The sequence below is a fragment of the Candidatus Limnocylindrales bacterium genome, from assembly GCA_035571835.1.
Lineage (GTDB): Bacteria > Desulfobacterota > Binatia > UBA1149 > CAITLU01 > DATNBU01.
In genome coordinates, this window is the sequence record DATNBU010000011.1 from 192,916 (window position 1) to 213,251 (window position 20,336).

The 20,336-nt window shown below is 65.8% G+C and carries 16 protein-coding genes; 4 read left to right on the plus strand and 12 right to left on the minus strand.

Features of this window, described 5'->3' with window-relative positions; translation table 11 throughout:
- Positions 1 to 3: 3 nt before the first annotated feature.
- The 9 genes from VN634_04805 to VN634_04845 all read right to left on the minus strand — a co-directional run bounded on the left by VN634_04805 (position 4) and on the right by VN634_04845 (position 13,154).
- Complete coding sequence (locus VN634_04805; protein ID HXC50182.1) at positions 4 to 1,533, minus strand: mercuric reductase; 1,530 nt, start codon at positions 1,531 to 1,533, stop codon at positions 4 to 6.
- The gene (locus tag VN634_04810) at positions 1,530 to 2,294 is read right to left on the minus strand and encodes a TVP38/TMEM64 family protein (GenBank protein ID HXC50183.1); all 765 of its coding nucleotides are present in this window, start codon (positions 2,292 to 2,294) and stop codon (positions 1,530 to 1,532) included. Before VN634_04810 ends, VN634_04805 begins: the two co-directional genes overlap by 4 nt.
- Positions 2,295 to 2,341: 47 nt before the next feature.
- Positions 2,342 to 2,593: a hypothetical protein gene (locus tag VN634_04815; GenBank protein HXC50184.1), complete on the minus strand. Its 252-nt coding sequence runs from the start codon at positions 2,591 to 2,593 to the stop codon at positions 2,342 to 2,344.
- Positions 2,594 to 2,608: 15 nt separating this feature from the next.
- Positions 2,609 to 3,172 carry a hypothetical protein gene (locus VN634_04820; GenBank protein HXC50185.1) on the minus strand — a complete coding sequence of 188 codons (564 nt, stop codon included), beginning with the start codon at positions 3,170 to 3,172 and terminating at the stop codon, positions 2,609 to 2,611.
- A gap of 52 nt (positions 3,173 to 3,224) precedes the next feature.
- A complete protein-coding gene (locus tag VN634_04825) occupies positions 3,225 to 6,560 on the minus strand; it encodes a DUF4215 domain-containing protein (protein ID HXC50186.1) in 3,336 nt (1,111 codons plus the stop codon).
- Between the two features lie 104 nt (positions 6,561 to 6,664).
- Entirely contained in the window at positions 6,665 to 7,645 is a 981-nt protein-coding gene (locus tag VN634_04830; GenBank protein HXC50187.1) for a sulfotransferase, read from the minus strand.
- Positions 7,646 to 7,719: 74 nt separating this feature from the next.
- The gene (locus VN634_04835; GenBank protein ID HXC50188.1) at positions 7,720 to 8,808 is read right to left on the minus strand and encodes a mitochondrial fission ELM1 family protein; all 1,089 of its coding nucleotides are present in this window, start codon (positions 8,806 to 8,808) and stop codon (positions 7,720 to 7,722) included.
- Between the two features lie 28 nt (positions 8,809 to 8,836).
- Positions 8,837 to 11,335 carry an ELM1/GtrOC1 family putative glycosyltransferase gene (locus VN634_04840; protein ID HXC50189.1) on the minus strand — a complete coding sequence of 833 codons (2,499 nt, stop codon included), beginning with the start codon at positions 11,333 to 11,335 and terminating at the stop codon, positions 8,837 to 8,839.
- 61 nt (positions 11,336 to 11,396) lie between these two features.
- The gene (locus tag VN634_04845) at positions 11,397 to 13,154 is read right to left on the minus strand and encodes an ABC transporter ATP-binding protein (protein ID HXC50190.1); all 1,758 of its coding nucleotides are present in this window, start codon (positions 13,152 to 13,154) and stop codon (positions 11,397 to 11,399) included.
- Positions 13,155 to 13,313: 159 nt separating this feature from the next.
- On the opposite strand from VN634_04845, the gene VN634_04850 reads away from it, so the two are divergent.
- The 4 genes from VN634_04850 (at position 13,314) to VN634_04865 (ending at position 17,424) form a co-directional block, all read left to right on the plus strand.
- A complete protein-coding gene (locus VN634_04850) occupies positions 13,314 to 14,147 on the plus strand; it encodes a nucleotidyltransferase family protein (GenBank protein ID HXC50191.1) in 834 nt (277 codons plus the stop codon).
- Positions 14,148 to 14,155: 8 nt separating this feature from the next.
- Complete coding sequence (locus VN634_04855) at positions 14,156 to 15,169, plus strand: diacylglycerol kinase family protein (GenBank protein ID HXC50192.1); 1,014 nt, start codon at positions 14,156 to 14,158, stop codon at positions 15,167 to 15,169.
- A gap of 14 nt (positions 15,170 to 15,183) precedes the next feature.
- On the plus strand, positions 15,184 to 16,227 hold the full coding sequence (locus tag VN634_04860; GenBank protein ID HXC50193.1) for a hypothetical protein: 1,044 nt from the start codon (positions 15,184 to 15,186) through the stop codon (positions 16,225 to 16,227).
- 90 nt (positions 16,228 to 16,317) lie between these two features.
- On the plus strand, positions 16,318 to 17,424 hold the full coding sequence (locus tag VN634_04865; GenBank protein ID HXC50194.1) for a fatty acid desaturase: 1,107 nt from the start codon (positions 16,318 to 16,320) through the stop codon (positions 17,422 to 17,424).
- Positions 17,425 to 17,450: 26 nt separating this feature from the next.
- Here VN634_04865 and VN634_04870 read toward each other — a convergent pair whose 3' ends face one another.
- From VN634_04870 to VN634_04880, 3 genes are all read right to left on the minus strand, one after another.
- Positions 17,451 to 18,524, minus strand: a complete 1,074-nt coding sequence (locus VN634_04870; protein HXC50195.1) for an LptF/LptG family permease — start codon at positions 18,522 to 18,524, stop codon at positions 17,451 to 17,453.
- Complete coding sequence (lptF, locus tag VN634_04875; protein ID HXC50196.1) at positions 18,521 to 19,672, minus strand: LPS export ABC transporter permease LptF; 1,152 nt, start codon at positions 19,670 to 19,672, stop codon at positions 18,521 to 18,523. The genes VN634_04870 and lptF overlap by 4 nt, the downstream gene beginning before the upstream one ends.
- A gap of 86 nt (positions 19,673 to 19,758) precedes the next feature.
- Positions 19,759 to 20,268 carry a DUF4833 domain-containing protein gene (locus VN634_04880; protein ID HXC50197.1) on the minus strand — a complete coding sequence of 170 codons (510 nt, stop codon included), beginning with the start codon at positions 20,266 to 20,268 and terminating at the stop codon, positions 19,759 to 19,761.
- Between the last annotated feature and the right edge of the window lie 68 nt (positions 20,269 to 20,336).

The window sequence follows — 20,336 nt, forward strand, 5'->3', positions numbered from 1 at the left end:
TTTTCAGCGCTGCAGGCGAAGCACGAGGCCGAGCACTTTCTTCGCGGTGGGCGTCAGCTTCGTGCGCATGTACGCGTTGGCCGCAGCCTTGATGCCTTCGGCCTGGGTCGGGTAGGGGTGAATGACGCCGGCGATTTTCGACAGGCCGAGGCCGCCGGTCATTGCGAGCGTGATCTCGCTGATCATCTCGCCGGCGTGGGTCGCGACGACCGTCGCACCGAGGATCGTATCGGTGCCTTTCTTTGCATGAACCCGCACGAAGCCGTCGGTTTCACCGTCGCAGGCCGCACGGTTCACTTTCTCGAGCGCGACCGTGAACGTGTCGATCTCGATGCCGCGTTCGCGTGCGTCGGATTCGTAGAGGCCGACATGCGCGATCTCCGGATCCGTGTACGTGCACCACGGCATCACGAGCGCGCTCAGTTTTTTTCGCCCGAAGAACAGCGCGTTCTGCACGGCGATCTTGGCCGCCGCGTCGGCCGCGTGCGTGAACTGCCACTTCATCGCGCAGTCGCCGACCGCGAAGATTCGCGCGTTGGTCGTGCGCAGGTTGTCGTCGACGTGGATGCCGCTGCGATCGAACTCGATGCCGGCCGTCTCGAGGCCCATGCCGTCGACGTTCGGCTGCCGTCCGGTGGCCACCAGGATCTGGTCGCAGACGGTCTCGAGCTCGCCGTCCGCGTTTCGATGGCGCACGACTTTCGCGCTGCCACCCGAAGATACTGAAAGCACCTCGGCTCCGAGGACGAGCCGTACGCCTTCCGCTGTGAGCCGTGTCTGTAGGATCTCAGCAGCGTCGAGGTCTTCGCGTGGCAGCAGCCGAGTTTCCCGGTCGATGAGGGTCACGTCGCATCCGAAGCGGCGCATCGCCTGCGCGAGCTCGCATCCGATCGGGCCGCCGCCGAGAACGACGATGCGGCGCGGGCGCTCGGTCAGGTTGAACACCGTCTCGTTGGTGAGATATCCGGCCGCTTCCAGGCCCGCGATCGGAGGGACGCCGGCGCGCGCGCCGCTTGCGACGACGGCTTTCTTGAAGTCGAGCCTCACGCCGTCGACTTCGAGCGTCTGCGGTCCCGTGAATGATGCGCTGCCGAGAAACACGTCGACGCCGAGCTCGTCGCGATAGCGCCTGGCCGAGTCGTCGCTGCTGATGTCGGCGCGCACCTTGCGCATGCGTTCCATCGCCGCGGCGAACTGCGCGTCGAGCGCGGCGTCGTCGAACGCGGCGCCGCCGATGGCTTCGCGCGCTTCGACGAGCCGGCGGCTGTGGCGAATGACGGTCTTCGATGGCACGCAGCCGACGTTCAGGCAGTCGCCGCCCATCAGGTTGCGCTCGACCAGCGCGACTTTCGCGCCGAGACCGGAGCCGACCGCCGCGCAGATGAGCCCGCCGGTTCCGGCGCCGACCACGACGAGATCGTATCGGGATGCCGGCGCGGGATTGGTCCAGCTCTCGGGCCGTACGTTGGCGAGCAGTCTCTGGTTGTGTTCGTCGGGCGGCGTGACCGGCGTGTGACCCGAAGTGTGCGTCATGCTGCGTCGCCTTTGCCGCCGACGTGACTCGAAGCAGCGTTCGCGTCTCCGGTCGCTTCGGCGAGCGCCTTTCGCGCAATGCGGGTCACGACGGCCGTCACCGCGATCGTTGCAGCCAGGCCGAGCGCAAGCACTGCATAGTAGCCCGTTCCTTTCGGAGCGTCGGCAGCACCGCCGGCCAGGGCCGCGACGTCACCGGCAAGTTTTCCGTAGTACACGAACAGCAACGTGCCGGGCAGCATCCCGATCGAAGCCACGACGAAGTCGACAAAGCGCACGCGCGTAAGCCCGAGCGCGTAGTTCAGCAACGTGAACGGAAATGCCGGCGACAGGCGCAGCAGGAACACGATCCGCCGGCCGTCGGCGGCAACCGTGCGATCGATGGCTGCGAATCGCTCGTTGCCGGCGATCCTGCGTTCGATCGCCGCACGCGCGGCGTACCGGGATACGAGAAACGACATGGCCGCCCCGATCGTCGCCGCGGTGAATGCATAGAGTACGCCCCGGCCGATCCCGAAAATCGCACCGGCCGCCAGCGTCAGCGCCGAGCCGGGAACGAATGCGACCACCGCCACTGCGTATCCTGCGATGAACACGAGCGGACCGAGCGCGCCGAGGCTTTCCACCCACTCGGCAAACCGCGGGACCTCGGCTCCCGCCCTGCGGCCGAGAATCCACAGGCCCGCAACGAGTCCGAGGACGAGCAGCCATTTGACCGCGGCCGGAACCGGCGACTTGGAGACAGATGCAGTACCGCTCATCGCCGCACGTGCATATGCGACTGCGGCGAGTCCGACAACTGCGGTCGCTACTTTTGCTTCTCGACGACGACTCGGCCCTCGGCAGTCTCGTACACTCGATACTTGTTGCCGTCCTTGCAGGTCGCGGCGAAATCCTTGTCGGCCTTGACCGTTACGGCTGTGACTTCTCCGCACGGCATGCCCTGGAGAGCGATCACGGATGTCAGGTCCTTCCTGAGCGCCTCGTCGGACTCGGCGGCAAACGCCGGCGCCGCGAGGCACGCAACGAGGAACAACGAGAATGGAATGACGTTCTTCATGGAATCTCCCTTCGTTCAGGTCTGCAGGGATGCGAACTTCTTCGGATCTGCGAGCAGTCCCCAGATTCGTTCGCGTGAGGAGACGATCTCCGACGCGAGCTTCTGGTCGTGATCCTGCAGAAGGGACAGCACCTTCATCATCAACAGGTCGTAGGAGCGCCGCAGCTCCGTGATGCTGGGCGTTGTCTTTCCCGCGTGGTGCTCGCGGAATTTCTCCATCAGGTCGTCGACCTGATTCTTGAGCGCGAGCTTCGTGAACACGCCGATCGCTTTGGTTTCCTTGAGCTGGGTCTTGAGCGCGTCGAGATCGAGCGGTGCGCTCGCCGCCGGCTCACGCGCGGCAGCGGCGGGCGCGTCAGGTGGCTGCCGCGCGGGCGCTTGCGGTTTCGGAGCCGGTGTTTCCGCTACGGGAGCCGCGTTGTTTTTCGTCGTCGATGCGGCGGGCTTTGCGGCCGGCGGCGTTGCGGGAGCCGGTGGCGGTGCCTGCGCCGGAACTGGCGGCGACGTCTCGGCCTTCTCGCGAGTGCATCCGGCGGCAAGCACCAATGTCACGACGAAGGCAGTGGAGAAGGTCCGCACGATCGACGAATAGCAAGGAGAGCGGCAGAGATGAAGCTCGCCGCCGGTAGCTTCAATCCGAGAGCATCGCGACGGATGGCGCCGGCTCGACTTTCTGCAGGTTGAGATCTGTCGCCTCCACATCAATGTCCACCGGACCGGTCGGACCAGTCGCTCCTCGCGGCGCGTAGGTCGTGCAGCGAGCAAGCTGCGACGGACCCCGGAAGCCTTGGAACGTGACGAAGCCCATGCGGAGAGGCGAGTAGGGGTAGCCCGCTCCGAAGAGTACGTTTGGCAGCAACGATTCGCACTCTGCATTCCGGCCGACGTGTCCGAACTCGAAGCCTGCATCGGTGGGATCGACCGCGACCTCGAGAGAACCGAGCACCGGCGAATCCATCAGCACGAACCGGACCGAGCCTTTGATCGGGCAGCGCAATGTCACACCCAGACCGGCCGCGTCGTGCAGCGCGGCCGACGCATCGCTCGCGGTAGTTAGACCATTGCCGTCGATGTCGCAGCGATCCCGCGTGCACTGCGGCTCGAGATCGACTGCGAAGCGAAGAATCTTCAATGCATCGGTCGCGGTGGTGGTTCCGCTGTCGTCGGCATCGCCGCACCTTTCCGCAAGCTTGCAGTCCACGGAGCATGCGCCATGCAGGTTCTCCCCGGTCGGATCATCGCACTGCTCGACTCCGACCCGCACATATCCGTCGCCGCATACGGCGGTCCTGCACTCCTCGGTGCACGCGTTGCCTGACCAACGGTCTCCATCGTCGCAAAGCTCGACGCCCTTCTCGAGAATCCCGTCGCCGCAGTACGCAAGCTTGCAGCTGTTGCGGCAAGCGTCGTTGTCCGCCGAGTTCGCGTCGTCGCATTCCTCCGTTCCGAATCGGACGAAGCCGTCGCCGCAATAGCTGCGGAAGCAGAGCGACGGACACTCGTCGGAATCATCCGGGTTCGCATCGTCGCACTGCTCGGTGAAGACGTTGATCACCCCGTCGCCGCATCGTTCCTGCTCGCACGTCGCCGCGCAGGACGGATCGCTGCCGCCGTACTCGCATTGCTCGCCAGGCTCGAGCACTTCGTTGCCGCAACCGGGCAGCGTGCAGTTCGCGTTGCATCCGTCGAGGTCGATGTCGTTGCCGTCGTCGCACTCCTCGCCGGCGTCGACCGTGCCGTTGTCGCATGGGAAGCCCGATACGGCGACCTTGACGATGGTATCGACCGGGTCGTAGCGGTCGGTGAAAGGCAGCGCATTCCACGCGATGGTCCAGCGATTGTCGCCGTCGGCGGCGACGATCGGATCGAGGTCCTGGCGCGCATCGCCGAGCGCCGCCGGATCCACGGGCGATGGCGGGCTGAACGTGCGACCGTCGTCCGTGGAGATCGACGCGACGATGTCCGAGTCGGTTCCAGCTGCAGCACCGAGATGGGCTGACCATGCGGCGAGAATGCGTCCCCCGTCATCCGCGGCGAGCGACGGAGACTGAAACTCGACGCCTCCGCGGTAGCCAATCGACTCGGGCGCGCTCCAGGATTGGCCGTGATCTTCGGAACGCGTCACGACGACGAACGGCAGGGATTCCCACCCGACCATCGTGGTTCCCGAAGGCGCGACCACCAGGGATGGCGCGCGGTATCCTCCGTATAGCGTACGGTAGAGCGGTCCGTATCCAGGCGACGCGAACTGCGGAAGCACACGGCTGTTCCACGCCGCTCCAGAAGCAGCGCTGCGTGAAAACCACAGCTCGCTTCCGAACTCTCTTTGCCACACGACGTTCCAGCCACCTGCGGGATCGGACGCCGCCGTCACGAACTCTTGCTCGTCATCGGCCGAGCATCCTGCGCCGGTACGGGTATGGTCATAGATGTGCCCGGATGCGGACCACGACTTTCCATCGTCCGCGCTGTAAGCGGCATCGAGTGAGACCGAGCACGAGCTGTCCTGTTTCTTGGTGGTCTCGACGACCGCCATCCATGCGCCGCTGTTACTGCTCACCAGCGTCACGCTGTCGACCCGGAGCACTTCGCAGCCGGAACACGAAAGCGTGTCGATGACGGCCGTCGTCGGCCACGATACGCCCTGATCCGTCGAACGCTGGACAACGATGCTCCCAACCTCACCGTAGTACTCCTCGGCCTCGACGCCTTTCCTGACGAACTGCGCAAACAGCGTGGTCCCGCCGCGCGACACCCCATCCCATCCCATCGAATCGTGACGGAAGCTGTTGTGAAGCGGCGGCGCGGGCGGTGAATTCCAGCGCGCTCCGGCTGTTGACGAAACGTACGTCGAGGCGCGCGGCAAGTCGGCGTCGTACGCGGGGTCGAATGTCATCGTGCGTTGGATGCCCCGGCGAAGCACGAGGCCCCCGTGACCATCGCCTTTCATGTCCGAGACACCCTGCTCGGCGATGGACGGGCCTTTCGGCGGCAGGGCCGTCTGGCCGACCGTGCGGACAATGGAAAATTCGGGCGCATCGTCCGACGGCGGCAACGTCGTCGTGGTAGTCGACGTGAACGAATAGAGGTCCGGATCGACGCTGAGCAGTCGGACCAGTTCTCCTTCGAACCGGCTTTCCCAATACACCGAGAAAATGCCGTCCGCTTCGGAACCGACACCGAGGAGCCGCGCGCGACGCGGGACGAACGTGTCGAGATCGAAAGCGCTGCCGACGAGCTTCATTCCGTCATTCACGACGCGGGCATGGACCCGTGAATCGCATTCGTAGTACTCGTTGCACGAGTGCTCCTCCGACCACGCGACGACGATATTTCCGAGGGCATCGGCCGCCGCATCGGCAGCATCAATCGGGTACGATATCGACGACTTCACCTCGATCGGCAGCGGAACGGGATCGCCATCGGCAGGGAAGCTCCGCAGCAGGATCTGTCCATTGCGCGGATACTTGCCACAGGTCGCGACGAGAACGAGCTTGTCTCCGACGAGCAGCCATCGTTCCGGAGACAGGGTGCAGTGCGATTCCGGCGTGAGCGTACGGAGCGCAGCGGCAACGCGGCCCGCCGAATCGAGCGACTGGATCCGGTACGTCGAGGTGTAGAGCTGATCCGATCTGCTCATGCCGACGACGACGCCCGACCCGTCGTTCCGGCAGATGAGCGTCACTGAGGAGCTGGAATCGAATTCCTCCAGAACTGCGGAGGCCTTGATCTCGCCATCGGGAAACTTCGTCTCGATCGCCCAATGGTATTTTTGTCCCTGCTCGTCCCACCACGAGTCGGTCAGCCCGAAAGGAAATTCGGAGGTGCCGCAGGCCGGTTGACTCAACCGGAATTCGGTCGCGACCCGCGGCTCGCCGATCGCGGCCGGCGCCGCGGCGAGCGCGGCGCCGTGGCCGACCAGCGTCGCGACGAGAATCGCCGTGCCGGTGAGATTGAGCCGTTTCATCGGAAGTCGGCGAATGTACCTGCCGGTGCAGAGCCGAGGCAAGGCGTCGAATGTTTTCCTGCAGCTCGCGATGGCCCGCTACGACATCCGCCGCGTGCGAGTCGCTACTTCGACCGCCACTTGTACCAAAGCGGCGCGATCGCCTGCAGCGGCCCGAGCGGGCTCATCTGCGATGCGCGCAGCTCGGCTTCGATGCGGTCGCAGTGGCGCAGCACCGGGCGCATGTCTTCGATGCGCGAGCGGATGCGGCTCCAGTCGGCCCACATCGCTTCGTCGTCGAACGTGATCTGGTCGGTCGCGAGCTTCCACAGCCAGTGGAATGCGTCGCGCGCGAGCACGTTCAGGTTCGGGTCGCGGTCGAGGTCGTCGATCGAGAAGCGGCTGTGGCGGATGCCGGGCTTCAGGTACTCGTCGCGGTAGATCGCGATCTCCTTGCGGCACTTCTCGTCGACCGGCAGGCCGAGGCCGCGCGCCATGCGCTCGAGCTCGACGGCAGGGTCGGCCATGACGTTGTCGTAGTCGATGAACACGCAGCGGCTCCCGCGGGTTCTCTCGAAGTACGGCACGGCGTTGACGAGCCATTCGAGATCGCTCTTTTCCTGCGTGCCGCGCTGGGGCTCGAGGCGCTGGCGCGAGCGTGCGACGCTGATCGGATTGCGCACCGCATAGACGAAACGCGCGTCGAGGCCGCAGCGATCGAACACGCGCTGGAAGAACGGCAGGAAGCGCGACGTACGCGCGTACTTGTAACCCCACACCGGCGAGTTGCCGAAGCGCCGGTGCAGCAGCGCGACGCAGTCGTCCTCGATCGCGCGCACGATCGGCAGATCGAACTCGGCGTCCTCGATCAGGCGAACGCTGTCGCCGCGGACACCCAGCGCGCGCTTCAGCCGCTTGCTGATCCGCAGCAGGTCGTTGTCTTCGAAAAAACCGGTCGGATTCTTGCCGCTGCCGGCACGCAGGTTGTCGCCGAGGTCGACGCCGACCGCCTGCATCGCGCGCGCGATCGCGCTCGTGCCGCTTCGGCCGACGCCGAGAATTGTTGCCATGACCCAGGGCTTTTTCGCAGGGGCGTTGGTGCTCATCGGTTGCATCCGTGCGAAGGCTGTCTTCGCGGCAGGAGTTGCTCAGGCGCGAGTCGCCGCACGCCGGGCAGAGGCTATTGGCGGTTCTCGCCCCGGAGGTCAAATAGCGCGCGCACGCGCTCGACGGTCCGCTCGAGATCGTCGAGTGGCCGGCGAACGGCAGGCGGCTGTTCGCCGAAGCGGTGCGCGAGACCGCGCTCGCGCATCGCAGCGAAATACGCGTCGAAATCGCGCGCCGGTTTGAACAGGCCGAGATCGATCGCGATGCGCCGCATCCACTGCGGCCACCTCGATTGTTCGGTGTTGCCGCGGCGAGGCCATTCGAACACCGCAACCGGCCGTCCGGTTGCGCTCGCTTCGACGAGCAGCGATGCGCTGTCGATCGTCACGACGAAATCGTCGGCCAGCGCGAGGAAGCCCTTGTACGGATTGTTCGCGGCGTCGTCCTTCTTCCACAGGTAGACGTGCGACGGCGCATCGACTGCTGCTGCCAGCGCTGCCGCCGCATCGGCGGGCGTGCGCGGGCTCGTCGTGATCAGCAGCGAGCCGCCGCGTGCCGCTGCCATCTGCGATGCTTCGCGACCGAGCCGTGAGGCCGTCTGCGCATCCAGAAGGTACGACGAGCTGTTGCCGCCGACGAGCAGCGCCGTCCACGGCCGCGGCAGGTGCTCGAGGCGCGGCTTCCATGCTGCAGCAGCCTCGGCCATCGCAGCCGGCTCGATGCGGTTGAGCACGCCGGTCACGTGAAGAATGTTTTTTCGCTCGGGAAGGCAGAACTGCGGCATCGTCACGATCAGATCGAAGCCTCCGAGCGGGGCCTGCACGTGCAGCAGGTGCACGAGCCTGGTGCGCCCGCCGGACTGCTTGCGTATCCACTTCGCTACGGGCGCCGCGCGGCGCGATGCGGCGATCACGAGGTCGGGCCACGGCGGCTCGAGCGGCGCCGATCTGTCACGGTCGACGGTCGCGCGCGTCGCACCGAGAAGAATGTTCGGCAGCACGTTCAGCTTGTTGTGGCGCAGCTGCTTGATCTCGTACGGCCAGCCGAGCGCGTCGGCGAGGCTCTGCATCTGGCCGTTTCCGCCGGTTCCCTTGCCGAAAAGGACCCAGACGTGCGGAGGTCGGAATGTGTCGCCGCGCGGGAGCGAGGGGGAATCGGTCATCGCGGGCCGGTGGCCTTGGTCGGCAATGTCAGGCGCGCGCGCGGCTCGGCTCTTCCGGCGCGAGCCGTTCGCAACCGAGAAGGGCACGCACGCGCTCGGCGACCGCGACCGCTTCGAACAGGACCGGCTGCGGCGAAAGATCGAGAGTGCCGTCGAACATCTTCGCATGACCGCGCTCGACGAGGCCGCGGTGGAACGCTTCGAGGTCGCGCGTGGGATGGACGATGCCGCGCTCGATCAGGCGCGAACAGAAATACTCGGTACCCTGCTGCGGCCGGAACGTTCCCTTTCCTTTCTTCGGACGCGAGAACGCGCGGCTGGTGATCGCGTTGACGAAGCGCTGCGCGAGCCCCGGCGACTTTTTGCGAACGGGGTAGATGTAGACCGGTTTTCCGGTTGCGGCCGCTTCGGCGATCATCGATTCGCTCTCGCCCGTCACGATCAGCGCATCGGCGCCCGCAAGATAGGCGAGATAAGGATTTTCCCTGCGGTCGGCGCTCCAGCGATGCACCTGGCCGAGCGGGGAAGGCAGCGCGGCTTCGAGCGCCTTGACGGCAGCTTCCGGCGTGCGGCGGCTCGTGACCACGGTGACGCTTGCGCCGGTCTTGCGCGCGAGCGTTGCGACGTCGTCGCCGAGCCGGTGCGCCATGGCCGCGTCGAGGTCGTACTGAGGGCAGCTTCCGCCGACCAGCAGCACGATGCGTGGCGACACGCGGCCTTCGAACAATGCGGGAAACGCGTCGGCCGCCGCACGCAGACGCGCGGGAGTCACCTGGCTCAGCGGCGCGGCCAGCTGGATGCGGCGCTCGTGCGGCGGGTAGCGCACGAACGAGCAGGTCGCGACCAGATCGAAATTGGTTGCGACGTCGCCGCCTTTGCGGCCCATCGCGATGACCGACGTGCGGCCTTCTCCCTGGCGTGCGATCCAGCGCGCGATCGGCCCGGTCGACCAGCCGGTGGATATGACCAGGTCCGGCCACGGCGGTTGAAACGTCTGGTGACGCCTGCGCGAGCGATCGAACGACATCGGGCCGAAAAGCCGGTCCGTCAATTTTGTCCACGCCGGAAAACCGCCGTCCTTGATCTCGTACGGCCATCCGAGCGTATCGGCGAGGCCGATCGACTGGGTCGTATGTCCAGGCTTCGGATCGGCGAGGATCCACACCCGCGGCGTCTCGTCGAGCAGGCGCTTTCCGCCTTCGCGCCACTGGACGACTTCGGTTCCGGCAAGTGTGCGGCGCCTGACGCCGATCCGCCAGCGGATGTCGGGGCTGTTGCGCGACGCGGCTTCCATCTGCGCACGCCACCACGCAAAGCCGCGCGGCCGGATGAGGATCGTCGTGCCGTCGGCAACATGTACGGTGCGCGCGGTGTCGTCGACGGTGATGAACACCGCAGCGGTCGCGCGATCGAACAGCTGGTCGAGCACCCACGGCAGGTCTTCGTTCGACAGCAGGTCGAGACCGGTCGTCGAGATTACGGCGTCGAACGGCCCGAACGGCACGTCCATTCCTTCCGCCGTGGTGGCGGTCGGATCGAATGCCGTCACGGTTGCGCCGGGATACTTGCCGACGCGGCTTTCGATCGCCTCGTTGCGTGCATCGGCGAGCGTGAACTCGAGGATGCTCCTGGCGTCGGCCTGGGCGAGCAGCTCACCGAGTCCGGACAGCGGCGGAGACGAGAACCGGCTCTCGAGTGCCGGCGACTGCCCGCCGCGCCGCGCGCTGCGCATCTGTGCGACGAACTCGGTGTAGAGCGTGTTGGTGCTGCGGAAGTCGAACGCGCGGTAGTTCTGGCTGTCGGCTTCGCGCTCCATGTCGTGCCAGATGTCGTGGACCGGGCTCGGCATGTAGACGAACTGTTCCGGGAACGGATGCCACGGCTGCTCGTGGATCGTCGTGAAGTGCAGGCACTTCGAGTAACCGGGCACGTAGTCGAAGTCGCGGGCGTGCCAGCATGCCTCGAGCGTTCCCCATTCGTGTTTGGACAGGCGCTCGATCGCCTTGCGTCCCTTGTGGTTGATGACGTCGATCGTCCAGATGTCGGCCATGCGCTCGCAGTCGATGAGCATGACCGCGGTGTCGTCGGGCGAGATCGCCAGATAGCCCTTTCCACCCATGTCCGAGTCGAAAAGCTCGGCCGGGTCGGACAGCCAGATCTGGTCGACGTCGTTGTAGATCGCGCGGCCGGTGGCGCCGGCCCAGCGCGCGATCGCGAAGCGGTAGTTCGTAAAGCCCGTCAGCCAACGGCGGCGGTCGTAGCCGCGCACGTCCTTCATCAGATGGATTTCGTAGACGCGCGACGGATCGCGGACCTTCTCGATGGAAAAGATGAAGACGCGCTCGGCGCGGTACTGTCCGGCCTCGGTGCCGACGTAGATCCGCACCGGAGGCTTGGTCGAAGGAGCGACGCTGCGGCGCGCGGGCAGCACGACCTTCAGCGGCAGGTCGCGCACGCCGGCAGAGGGAAGCCGGTTCGGGTCGGGGAAGATGCGGGAGAGAACCCGTCTCGTCGTCAGAAAAGGCATAACGATCTCCGAGAAGCCGGTGACGCGTCCGGCCAAGACAAAGCGGACGCGCTGGAGCAAGTCAACGTGCTGCGCCGACCGCCTGCTCGCGCACCGCGAATGCCGCCGCATCGTGATCGCCGTAGCGCGCGTCGCCCTCGAGCAGGGCGATGCGGCCCGCACTCAGGCGGTAGACCCGGTCGGCAACCTTGAGCAGGCCAGGCTGATGCGAGATCGCGAGAATCGTCGTGCGACCGCGAAGCGCGCGCACGGTTTCGTAAATGCCCGCTTCGCTCGCGGGATCGAGAGAGGCTGTGGCCTCGTCGAGGATCAGAAGACTCGGCCGGTGAACCAGAGCACGGGCGATCGCGATGCGCTGGCGCTGACCGCCGGAAAGGCGCGCTCCGCGTTCGCCGAGCGGCGTCTCCAACCCCTGCGGGAGCTCGCGGACGAACTCGGTCGCGCCGGCCGCCTGAAGAGCTTCCTCGACGTCGGCACGAGTCAGAGCGGGATCGCCGAGCGTCACGTTGAGCATCACGTCTTCGTGCAGAAGCAGCATCTCCTGCGGCACGTAACCGACGCAATGGCGCCACTTCGCGACGTCGATCTCCGACAGCGGCACACCGTCGAGCAGCACTTCGCCGCCCTGAGGCTTGACCAGGCCGAGCGCGAGATCGGCGATCGTCGTTTTGCCGGCGCCGGAAGGGCCCACGATCGCCGTGACCTCTCCGGCCACGATCTCGAGCGTCGCGCCCGCCAGGATCGGCCGCTCTTCGTACGCAAAGTCGACTGCGACCACCGACAGCGAATGTTCGAAGATCGGCTCGCGGGTACCGGTGGTCACTTCGGATTCGCGCGCGGACTCGTCGATGGTCTTCTGCAACGACCAGAAAGCGCTCTCGCACGCCGCCATCGCCTGGTACTGTTTCTGGGCTTTCTGCAGGCTGAACAGCGCGCGCGCAAAAATCAGAGACAGCATGATCACGCCGTTGACCGCGATGTCCCAGTACGACGTCGCGATGTACAGGCCGGCGGCGATCGTTCCGATCAGCAGCGGCTCCTGCAGCGCCCGTACGGCTTCCTTCGACAGCACCTGCTTCTGAAGCGAGCGATTCAGGCTCTGGGTTTCGTGCTCGAGAAGCGGCGCCACGAGCGGCTCGCGTCCCATCGCCTTCAGTGGTTTTACCGAATAGAGCACGTCGGTCATGCGTGCGAGCAGTGCACGCATCAGGTCGGTCTGCTGGACGCCGGCACGCTTCGTCTTGCGCACTAGGCCGGAAAGCATGCCGATCGAGAACAGGCCGACGAAAGACGCGGCCAGCGTCGTCTGCCACGAGACGAATGCCGCGATCGCGACGTAAAGAATCGTCTGGATCAGCTGCGCCATCAGCGTGGTGCCGTAGAGATAGGCTTCCGACGCGCGCAGGGCTTCGGTCGCAAATGCATTGGCGAGCAGGCCGACGGGCTGGCGGATGTAGTACAGCCAGCGCGCCTGAAGCAGCGCCCGCAGCAGCGCGAGCCGGAGGTCGGTCGCGACGTGTGCGACCGTGTAGCCGACCTGGCGCTGCGCGAGCAGCATCAGGCTGGCCTTGACGACGCTGCCGGCAACGATCAGCACGAGCAGCACGCCGAGCGTCGGCGTGACGCCGACCGCGGCAAGCGCCGTGCGGATTCCGTGTTCGAGCGCGGACTCTTCGCCTTTGGAGCCCGTCACCATGCTGAGCAGCGGCATCATGGTCGACAGGCCGACTCCCTCGGCCATCGCAGCCAGAGTCAGGCACACCAGCATGATGATGGTGCGAGACGGGTAACGTCGCGCAAAGACGATGAGCAGATGCATCCGGTTCGACAGCGCGCCCGCAAGGGGCTCGGTTCTGGGTACAGCTTCAGAGTCGGGGGGTCAAGACGGCCAGCGCACCGGCGCAAGCGCACGGGATGCGCAGCCCGTCAGGCGCCTCGCCGGGATTGCTACGATGACGCCGATCCCTACTATGTCGCGATGCCGATGCGGGCGCTCGTCCTTGCCGGTCGCCGGCCTTCCGGCGATGCGGTTGCCGACTCGCAGGGAATACGTCATCGCGCGCTGCTTCCGATTGCCGGTGTGCCGATGCTCGAACGCGTCGTGGTTTCGATCGAGCAAAGCGGCGTCGCCGACTCCATCACCGTAAGCTCGGACGATCCCGGCCTGATTGCATCGACGCCGGTGCTCGACGGCTTGTCGACGCGCGGACTGCTGAAGTTTCATCGCTCGGCTTCGTCGCCGGCTGCGAGCGTCGCCGATTTCCTTACGGAAGCAGGCGCACCGCTTTTCGTCACGACGGGAGACCATCCGCTGCTGACCCCGGAAATCATCCGCTATTTCGTCGAGCACGCGCTCGCGTCCGATGCCGATCTCATCGTCGGAATGGTGCCGGCCACGGTCTATCGCCGGCGATTCCCGGACCAGCCGCGCACGTTCATTGCGCTGCGAGGCGAGAAATATTCGGGCGCCAATCTGTTCCTGATGCGTACTGCCGACGCGGTCCGCGTGCCGCTGTTCTGGAGGCGAGCTGAAGCGCATCGCAAGTCGCCGTGGAAGCTGGTGCGGGAGTTCGGTCTCGCAAACCTCGGGCTCTTTCTGCTCGGGCGGCTCGATCTTGCAGCGGCACTCGCGCGGGCATCGTCGGTGATCGGAGCGAACGTCGCAGCCGTCGAGCTCCCGTATGCGGAGGCTGCGCTCGACGTCGACAAGGAGGCTGACCGGCTCTGCGTCGAAGCGGTGTTCGCCGAGCGCTTCGCAAACGGGAGCGCCGGCGAGCCTGCGCTTTACCCGCACGCGCAATTAGGGGACTGATCGATTCCGTGCGGATCGGAGTTCTGACCAATCTGCGCGCCGGCGGAAGCGGCGCGCGTTCCGGCAAGGTGCTCGAGCACCTCAGCCGTTATCCCGACATCGTCCACGTCGAGACCGATACGGGCCACGGTGCGACGGCCGCCGTTCGCGAGCTCGCCGAAGCCGGCGTTCAGATCCTCGTCGTCAACGGCGGCGATGGAACGCTGCAGCGAACGATCACCGAAGTTCTCTCGGCGAGCTCGCCGTTTCGAAAGAACGGAGGCGAGCTTCCCGATGCGCGCGATCTTCCGCTGATTGCTCCGCTTCGCACGGGCAGAACGAGCATGACTGCCTACGACATCGGCAGTCCGAGAGACGGCCGCGCCGCGATCGACCGCCTGATCTGGCGGAGCCGCACCGGCCGCCTGCACGACAGCCTCGTTCACCGCGCGGCGCTGCGCATGCGTCTCGACCCCGACGGCGTCGACTGCTGGGGAACGTTCTTCGGCGTCGGTGTGATTTACCGCGGCACGCTGCTGACGCACCGTATTTTCCCGAAGGGCAAGGCCCAGGGCGCGTTCGGCAGCACGATGGTCACGGCGGGTCTGATTGCGCGTGCGCTGACCGGGCGCGCACCGGTGGTCCCGAGCGCGGACGATCCTCTGAAGGTCGATCCGATCACGGTCACGCTCGACAACGAGCGTCTCGAGGCCTGCGAGTTCCAGCTGCTGCTGGCCACGACGCTTCATCGTCTTTTTGCCGGCATCCGTCCGTTCTGGGGCAAAGGGCCTGGCGGCATCCGCTTTACGGCGTTGCGGCCGGGCTGCTTCCGCCGTCCGCAGGACATCGCTCGCATCCTTCGCGGACACGCGCCCAAGAGCGACGAAGGCAGCGGTTCGATCTACGAAAGCCGCAACGTGGAAACGGTAGCGCTGACGCTCGACTGCGGAATCTCGCTCGACGGGGAAATGTACGCGCCGCATGCCGGCCGCCAGGCGATTCTCAAGGCGGACCATCGCATTCGCTTCCTGTCGACGCGCTGAGATACGCTTCGCCCGTGAGCTCGCGAAGCCAGCCCGAGTCTGCGGAGCGCAGCAAGGTTGCCGAACCTGCCGAACCTGCCGCGCCTGCGGCGCCTGTCGAGAATGATCCGCGCACCGAGCTCGCCGCGCTCTTCGAGGACGAGCATCGCCGAAGCGTGCCCGACGAGATCCGCACGCTCACCGACGAGATCCGGCGGCGCCACGGCGACGCGGTAAGCGCGGTCTTCTTCTACGGATCATGCCTGCGGCGCGCGTACGTCGACGGCGGCGTCGTCGACTTCTACGCGATCGTCGATTCGTATCGCGGCGCGTACCGCTCGCGGATGCTGCGGCTGTCCAACACGCTGCTGCCGCCCAACGTCTATTACGTGGAGCTTCCGCAGGCCGGGGGCGAGGCGCTGCGCATGAAGTACAACGTCGTCTCGCGTGACGACTTCGCCAGGGCGTGCCGGCCCGAAAGCCTGCACGCGATCGTCTGGGCCAGGTTCTGCCAGCCGGCTGCTCTGTCGTGGGTTCGAGACGACCAGACCCGCGCGGCCCTTGCCGGCGATACCGCAGAGGCGGCCGTCACGATGGTCAGCCGGATGCTCGCGCTTCATCCGTCGGCGGCGACGACCGAGGAGCTCTGGCAGGCCGGATTCGCGACCACCTATACGACCGAAATGCGTGTCGAGACCGCGGAGACAATCCGGCAGGTCTATGACGCCGCGCCGGAGCGTTATGCCCGTGTCACGGCGCTCGCCGTCGAGGTCCTCGCACGCCGGGGCCTCGTGCAGGGTCGCGTCGAGGACGGACGGCTCAGGGTCCGCATGGCGGAGCCTGCACGCCAGGCGATCCTCAGCTCGTGGAACCGCAAGTTGCCGATTGCCAAGGGACTTTACGTTGTCCGCCTGGTCAAGTCGGCGCTCACGTTCGGCGACTGGCTGCCTTACGCGCTGTGGAAACTGACCAGGCACAGCGGCGTGACGATCGAGCTCACCGAGCGCCAGCGGAGGCATCCTCTGATCTGGGGCTGGCCGGTCATCCTGCGGCTGATCCGGGGTCAGACGCTGCGCTGACGGCTGAAGCCGGGCGCCGGATCTGTGGCTCGGGCTCCGCACGGGCCGGTTGTCATCTGCCGCCACCACTGGCAAAACGATGGTCTTCTTATGGCCACCACGGACGGAGGGACGCTCGTCTCGCCGGGCGAGACGGCACAGGTGGATCACAGTCCTGCCGCACTGCGGCGACGATACACCTCGCTGTTTCGACCCAAGGCCTGGCTCTATTACTGCGACACGCTCGTCTCGGCCGCGCTGGGCTGGGGTGCATTTGCCGTCGCGCTGATGGCGCCGAGGTTCTCGCTGCTGTGGGCCGTGGCGGTCGTGACGGCCACATTCGCGCTGTACCGGGCCGTGCTGTTCATTCACGAGCTCGCTCATCTCAAGCGGACATCGGTTCCGCGCTTCGAAATCCTCTGGTCGATCTTCGTCGGCTTTCCGCTGCTGGTGCCGAGCCTGATGTACGTCGGCTCGCACGGCGAGCATCACCGCCGCGCCATTTTCGGAACCGACCGCGATCCCGAGTACCAGCCGATCGGACAGTGGAGCAAGGCAAAGGTCGTCGGATCGACGCTCCCGCTCCTGTTCGTTCCGTTCCTGCTGGTGCTGCGCTGGGGAATCTTCGGACCGATCTCATACCTCGTGCCGCCGCTCAGGCGCTTCCTCGTCGGCTACGCTTCCACGCTCGTCATCAATCCAACTTATAAAAGGCGCATGCCCGAAGGCCGCATGGCGCGACGCTGGATGATCGAGGAAGCCGGCGTCGCATTGGTCTGCTGGACCGTGATAGCCGCCGTTGCGACCGGGACGATCGGCTTTTCGTGGATGTTCGAGTGGTACGTGATCTCGTGTTCGATCCTGGTGCTCAACCACGTCCGCACGCTGGTCGCGCACCGCTACCACAACGACGGCACACCGATGGATCTGCTCGAACAGTATCGCGACTCGGTCAATCTGTCGGGTGGATCGCTGATCGATGCGATGCTCGCTCCGGTCGGGCTTCGTTACCACGCGCTTCACCATCTGCTGCCGACGGTGCCGTATCATTCGCTCGGTGCGATCCACCGGCTGATGCTGAGCGAGCTTCCGGCGCAGACGCCGTACCATGTCGCCGAGCACCGCACGCTCGTTCACGCGGTGCGCAGCCTGTTCGGTGGACGTGCGCTCGCGCACTTTCTTCCGGTGCGGAGCTCGGGCGTCGTCGCGCGGCGCTGACACCGCCTTTGAGCAGCAGCCAGCGGCTAGTTCCTGAGCGCCAGCATCCCGCCCACCAGCAGAAAGATTCCGTTTGCCGCCCATGCGGCCATCACCGGAGGCAAGGACCCCGCGTGCCCGGCGGAAACCGTCAGCGCCTGCGTCAGCCAGTAGAGAAAGCACACTCCCATGCCGGTTCCGATGTGCTGCGCGTTTCCGGTCCGTGACGAACCGCGCAGCGCGAGCGGAAGCCCGATCAGCACCGTGATGATGCCCGACAGCGGCAGAGCGAACTTGAACTGGAGGTCGGTCTGGAAGCCGGCCGGATCGAGCCCCTTGGCCTCGAGCGTTCGGATGCGCTGTCGCAGCTGCCGGATGCTGAACTCGTCCGAGCGTGGAGCCTTGCGACGGAACTCGGCCGGCGTGCCGCCGAGATCGACGTGGGGGTCACTGAGCGGCGCATAGGTCAAGCCTCCGTCGCTCGTGAACTCGCGGACGGTCCCTCCTTCGTAAGCCCAGTGGTCCTGGCGCCAGATCGCTTCGGGAATTTCGATCAGCTTGTTCAAACGGAAGTGCTCGTCGACGCCGTGCAGGGTGATGCCTTCGAGCTTGTTATTGGTCGCATCGAAATAGTCGATGTTCAGGAAACCCTCCGGCACCTGAAGCCAGAGCGACGTCGCGTCGAGCTTGCCGCGGCTGTCCATGCTCTTGATGTCGATGTCCTTGATCGCGCGTGCGCGTCCGGCCGCCGGCGGCACCACGTATTCGTTCCACGCGAGCGCGGAAACACTGAGCAGAATGCTCATGCCGACGAGCGGCCGCCCGATCTGGCCGACGCTGACGCCGCACGAAAGCATCGCGAGCACCTCGTTGCTGCGAACCAGCGAACCGATGCCGAGAAGCACCGCCAGAAGAGACGCCGCGGGATAGACCTCGACCAGCCATTTCGGAGTGCGCAGCGCGAAGTACGCCGCAACCAGCCCCGGATTGGAGTTGTACGCCGCGAAATCCCCGATGCGGCTGAAAAACTCGACGACGAGCAGCAGGCTGATCGCGCCCACGAGGCACATCGCGAACGCCCGCAGGTAGATCCCGACCACGTGGCGCGAGAGCAGGCTCATGCGCGGCTCCTGCGCGCAAAGCGCGGCGACCAGCTGCGGCTCGAATGCTGATCGGACGCACGCCGGAACAGCATCGAGGCAAGAAGCGCGAGCAGCGCGTTGGGAAGCCACATCGCAACCCATGTCGGAATGATCTGCTCGCGCGCGACGGTCACCGATCCGGTCAACGCGAGGTAGTAGAGGAGCACGACGATCGTGCTCAGCAGCAGCCCTCGCGACTTGACGCCGCGCCGTCCGACCGCACCGAGCGGCACGCCGACGAACGGCAGCAGAAGCGCGGCCACCGGCAGGACGAGCTTGCGGTGCAGCTCGATGGTTTCCTCGATTGCGCTTTCGCCGCGCGCCAGGTGCTCGCGCCGTTCTTCGAGAAGCCGCGTCAGGTTCATCGCCGCCGGTCCGCCGTTGTCCATCAGGTCGATGCCGCGTTCTTCGGTCAGGTCGAGATGGAGCTCGAGCGAATCGAAATCGGTCTTGTCGTGGTATTTGCCCGTCGGGTGGTACGTGAGCAGGCTGCCGTTTCGCAGCCTGAGATAGGCCGTACGCGCATCCTCGTTCGACTCGACATGACCGTCGCTCGCGAAGATCGTCTTGCGCCCGAACTCCTCGCGCTCCTCGGCGAGCATCACGTTGCGCATGGTGCCGGTGTCCGGCTCGAGCTCGTCGACGAACAGAATGACGCCGCCGAACCACGTATTGAAGACACCCGGGCGCAAGGAAGCCGTAAGCCGCGTGCGCGCCATGTCGTACGTGGTCTGCTCGATGCCGCGATTGGCCCAGGGACGAGCCCACACGCCGAGCACGAGACTGACGATCGCCACGACGACGCTGAATGCGATCAGCGGCTGTGCCAGCTGGCGCAGCTCGAGCCCGGCGGCGCGCATCGCGAGCAGCTCGCCATCGCTTCCGAGCCGCGCGAACACGACCACGACCGCCAGCAGCGCTCCCATCGGAAGCGCCATCTCGAGGTAGGACGGGACGATGAATCCGGCGAGCAGGCCGACGAGCCGGGCCGGGACGCCGCGTGCGAATACGAGGTCGACGAATTCGACGAGCCGGAGCACGAACAGCACGGAGACCGCCAGGCCCACCGCGGCGACGAAGGCCCGGCCTACTTCGCGCAGCAGGTAACGGTCGAGAGTGCTGGTCATCGGTTGTCGTTCACTTGGACGTTCACTCGGTCGTTCACTTGGACGTTCACTCAGTCGTTCACTTGGGCGTTCACTCGGTCGTTCACTCAGTCGTTCACGGTGATCTTCTCGTACACCGACTGGCCGTCGTTGCTGTGGCCGAACAGCTCGATGTAGCGAACCGTCGGCAGCACCAGGCCCTCTTCGGCGAACACGAAGACCTTCTCGAGATAGGCCTGCTTGCCGGCGATCGTCGTGAATGTCTCCGCCTTGCAGTGCTGTCCGACCGGCGTGACCCTTATCACGAGCTCACGGTCGGGAAGGGCACGAACCCGGATTTCTATGCGCTGGTCTTTCTTGACCTCCTGTTTCTCGAAGCCATAGCCGGCCTGCTGGTAGAAATGCAGCGACTCGACTTCGGGCGGGTCCTTTTCCCGCTTCAGCCAGTAGTTGTAGACCGGCTCGGTGCCGATCGGGCGGCAGTGCTCGTCGACGTGAACGCCGTAGTGAACCTGGTTGCGGTTTTTGTTGCGGTCGACGTGGAAAACCGACTCGGGAGACTCCGCTTGCGACATGCCGGCGGCACAGATCACGAGCAGCACGGCGATTGCCGGCACCGTTGCCCGAAAATCACGCGCAGGAGTTCGCCGGGCTTGCACGCCCGCACACTAGCCGACCGGGCGAT

Excerpts from the sequence above, each read along its gene's own strand:
- VN634_04835 (HXC50188.1), bottom strand. The coding sequence starts at position 8,808 with ATGACCGATTCCCCCTCGCTCCCGCGCGGCGACACATTCCGACCTCCG.
- VN634_04815 (HXC50184.1), bottom strand. The coding sequence starts at position 2,593 with ATGAAGAACGTCATTCCATTCTCGTTGTTCCTCGTTGCGTGCCTCGCG.
- VN634_04840 (HXC50189.1), bottom strand. The coding sequence starts at position 11,335 with ATGCCTTTTCTGACGACGAGACGGGTTCTCTCCCGCATCTTCCCCGAC.
- VN634_04830 (HXC50187.1), bottom strand. The coding sequence starts at position 7,645 with ATGAGCACCAACGCCCCTGCGAAAAAGCCCTGGGTCATGGCAACAATT.
- VN634_04810 (HXC50183.1), bottom strand. The coding sequence starts at position 2,294 with ATGAGCGGTACTGCATCTGTCTCCAAGTCGCCGGTTCCGGCCGCGGTC.
- VN634_04865 (HXC50194.1), top strand. The coding sequence starts at position 16,318 with ATGGCCACCACGGACGGAGGGACGCTCGTCTCGCCGGGCGAGACGGCA.
- VN634_04805 (HXC50182.1), bottom strand. The coding sequence starts at position 1,533 with ATGACGCACACTTCGGGTCACACGCCGGTCACGCCGCCCGACGAACAC.
- VN634_04870 (HXC50195.1), bottom strand. The coding sequence starts at position 18,524 with ATGAGCCTGCTCTCGCGCCACGTGGTCGGGATCTACCTGCGGGCGTTC.
- lptF (HXC50196.1), bottom strand. The coding sequence starts at position 19,672 with ATGACCAGCACTCTCGACCGTTACCTGCTGCGCGAAGTAGGCCGGGCC.
- VN634_04845 (HXC50190.1), bottom strand. The coding sequence starts at position 13,154 with ATGCATCTGCTCATCGTCTTTGCGCGACGTTACCCGTCTCGCACCATC.
- VN634_04825 (HXC50186.1), bottom strand. The coding sequence starts at position 6,560 with ATGAAACGGCTCAATCTCACCGGCACGGCGATTCTCGTCGCGACGCTG.
- VN634_04850 (HXC50191.1), top strand. The coding sequence starts at position 13,314 with ATGCCGATGCGGGCGCTCGTCCTTGCCGGTCGCCGGCCTTCCGGCGAT.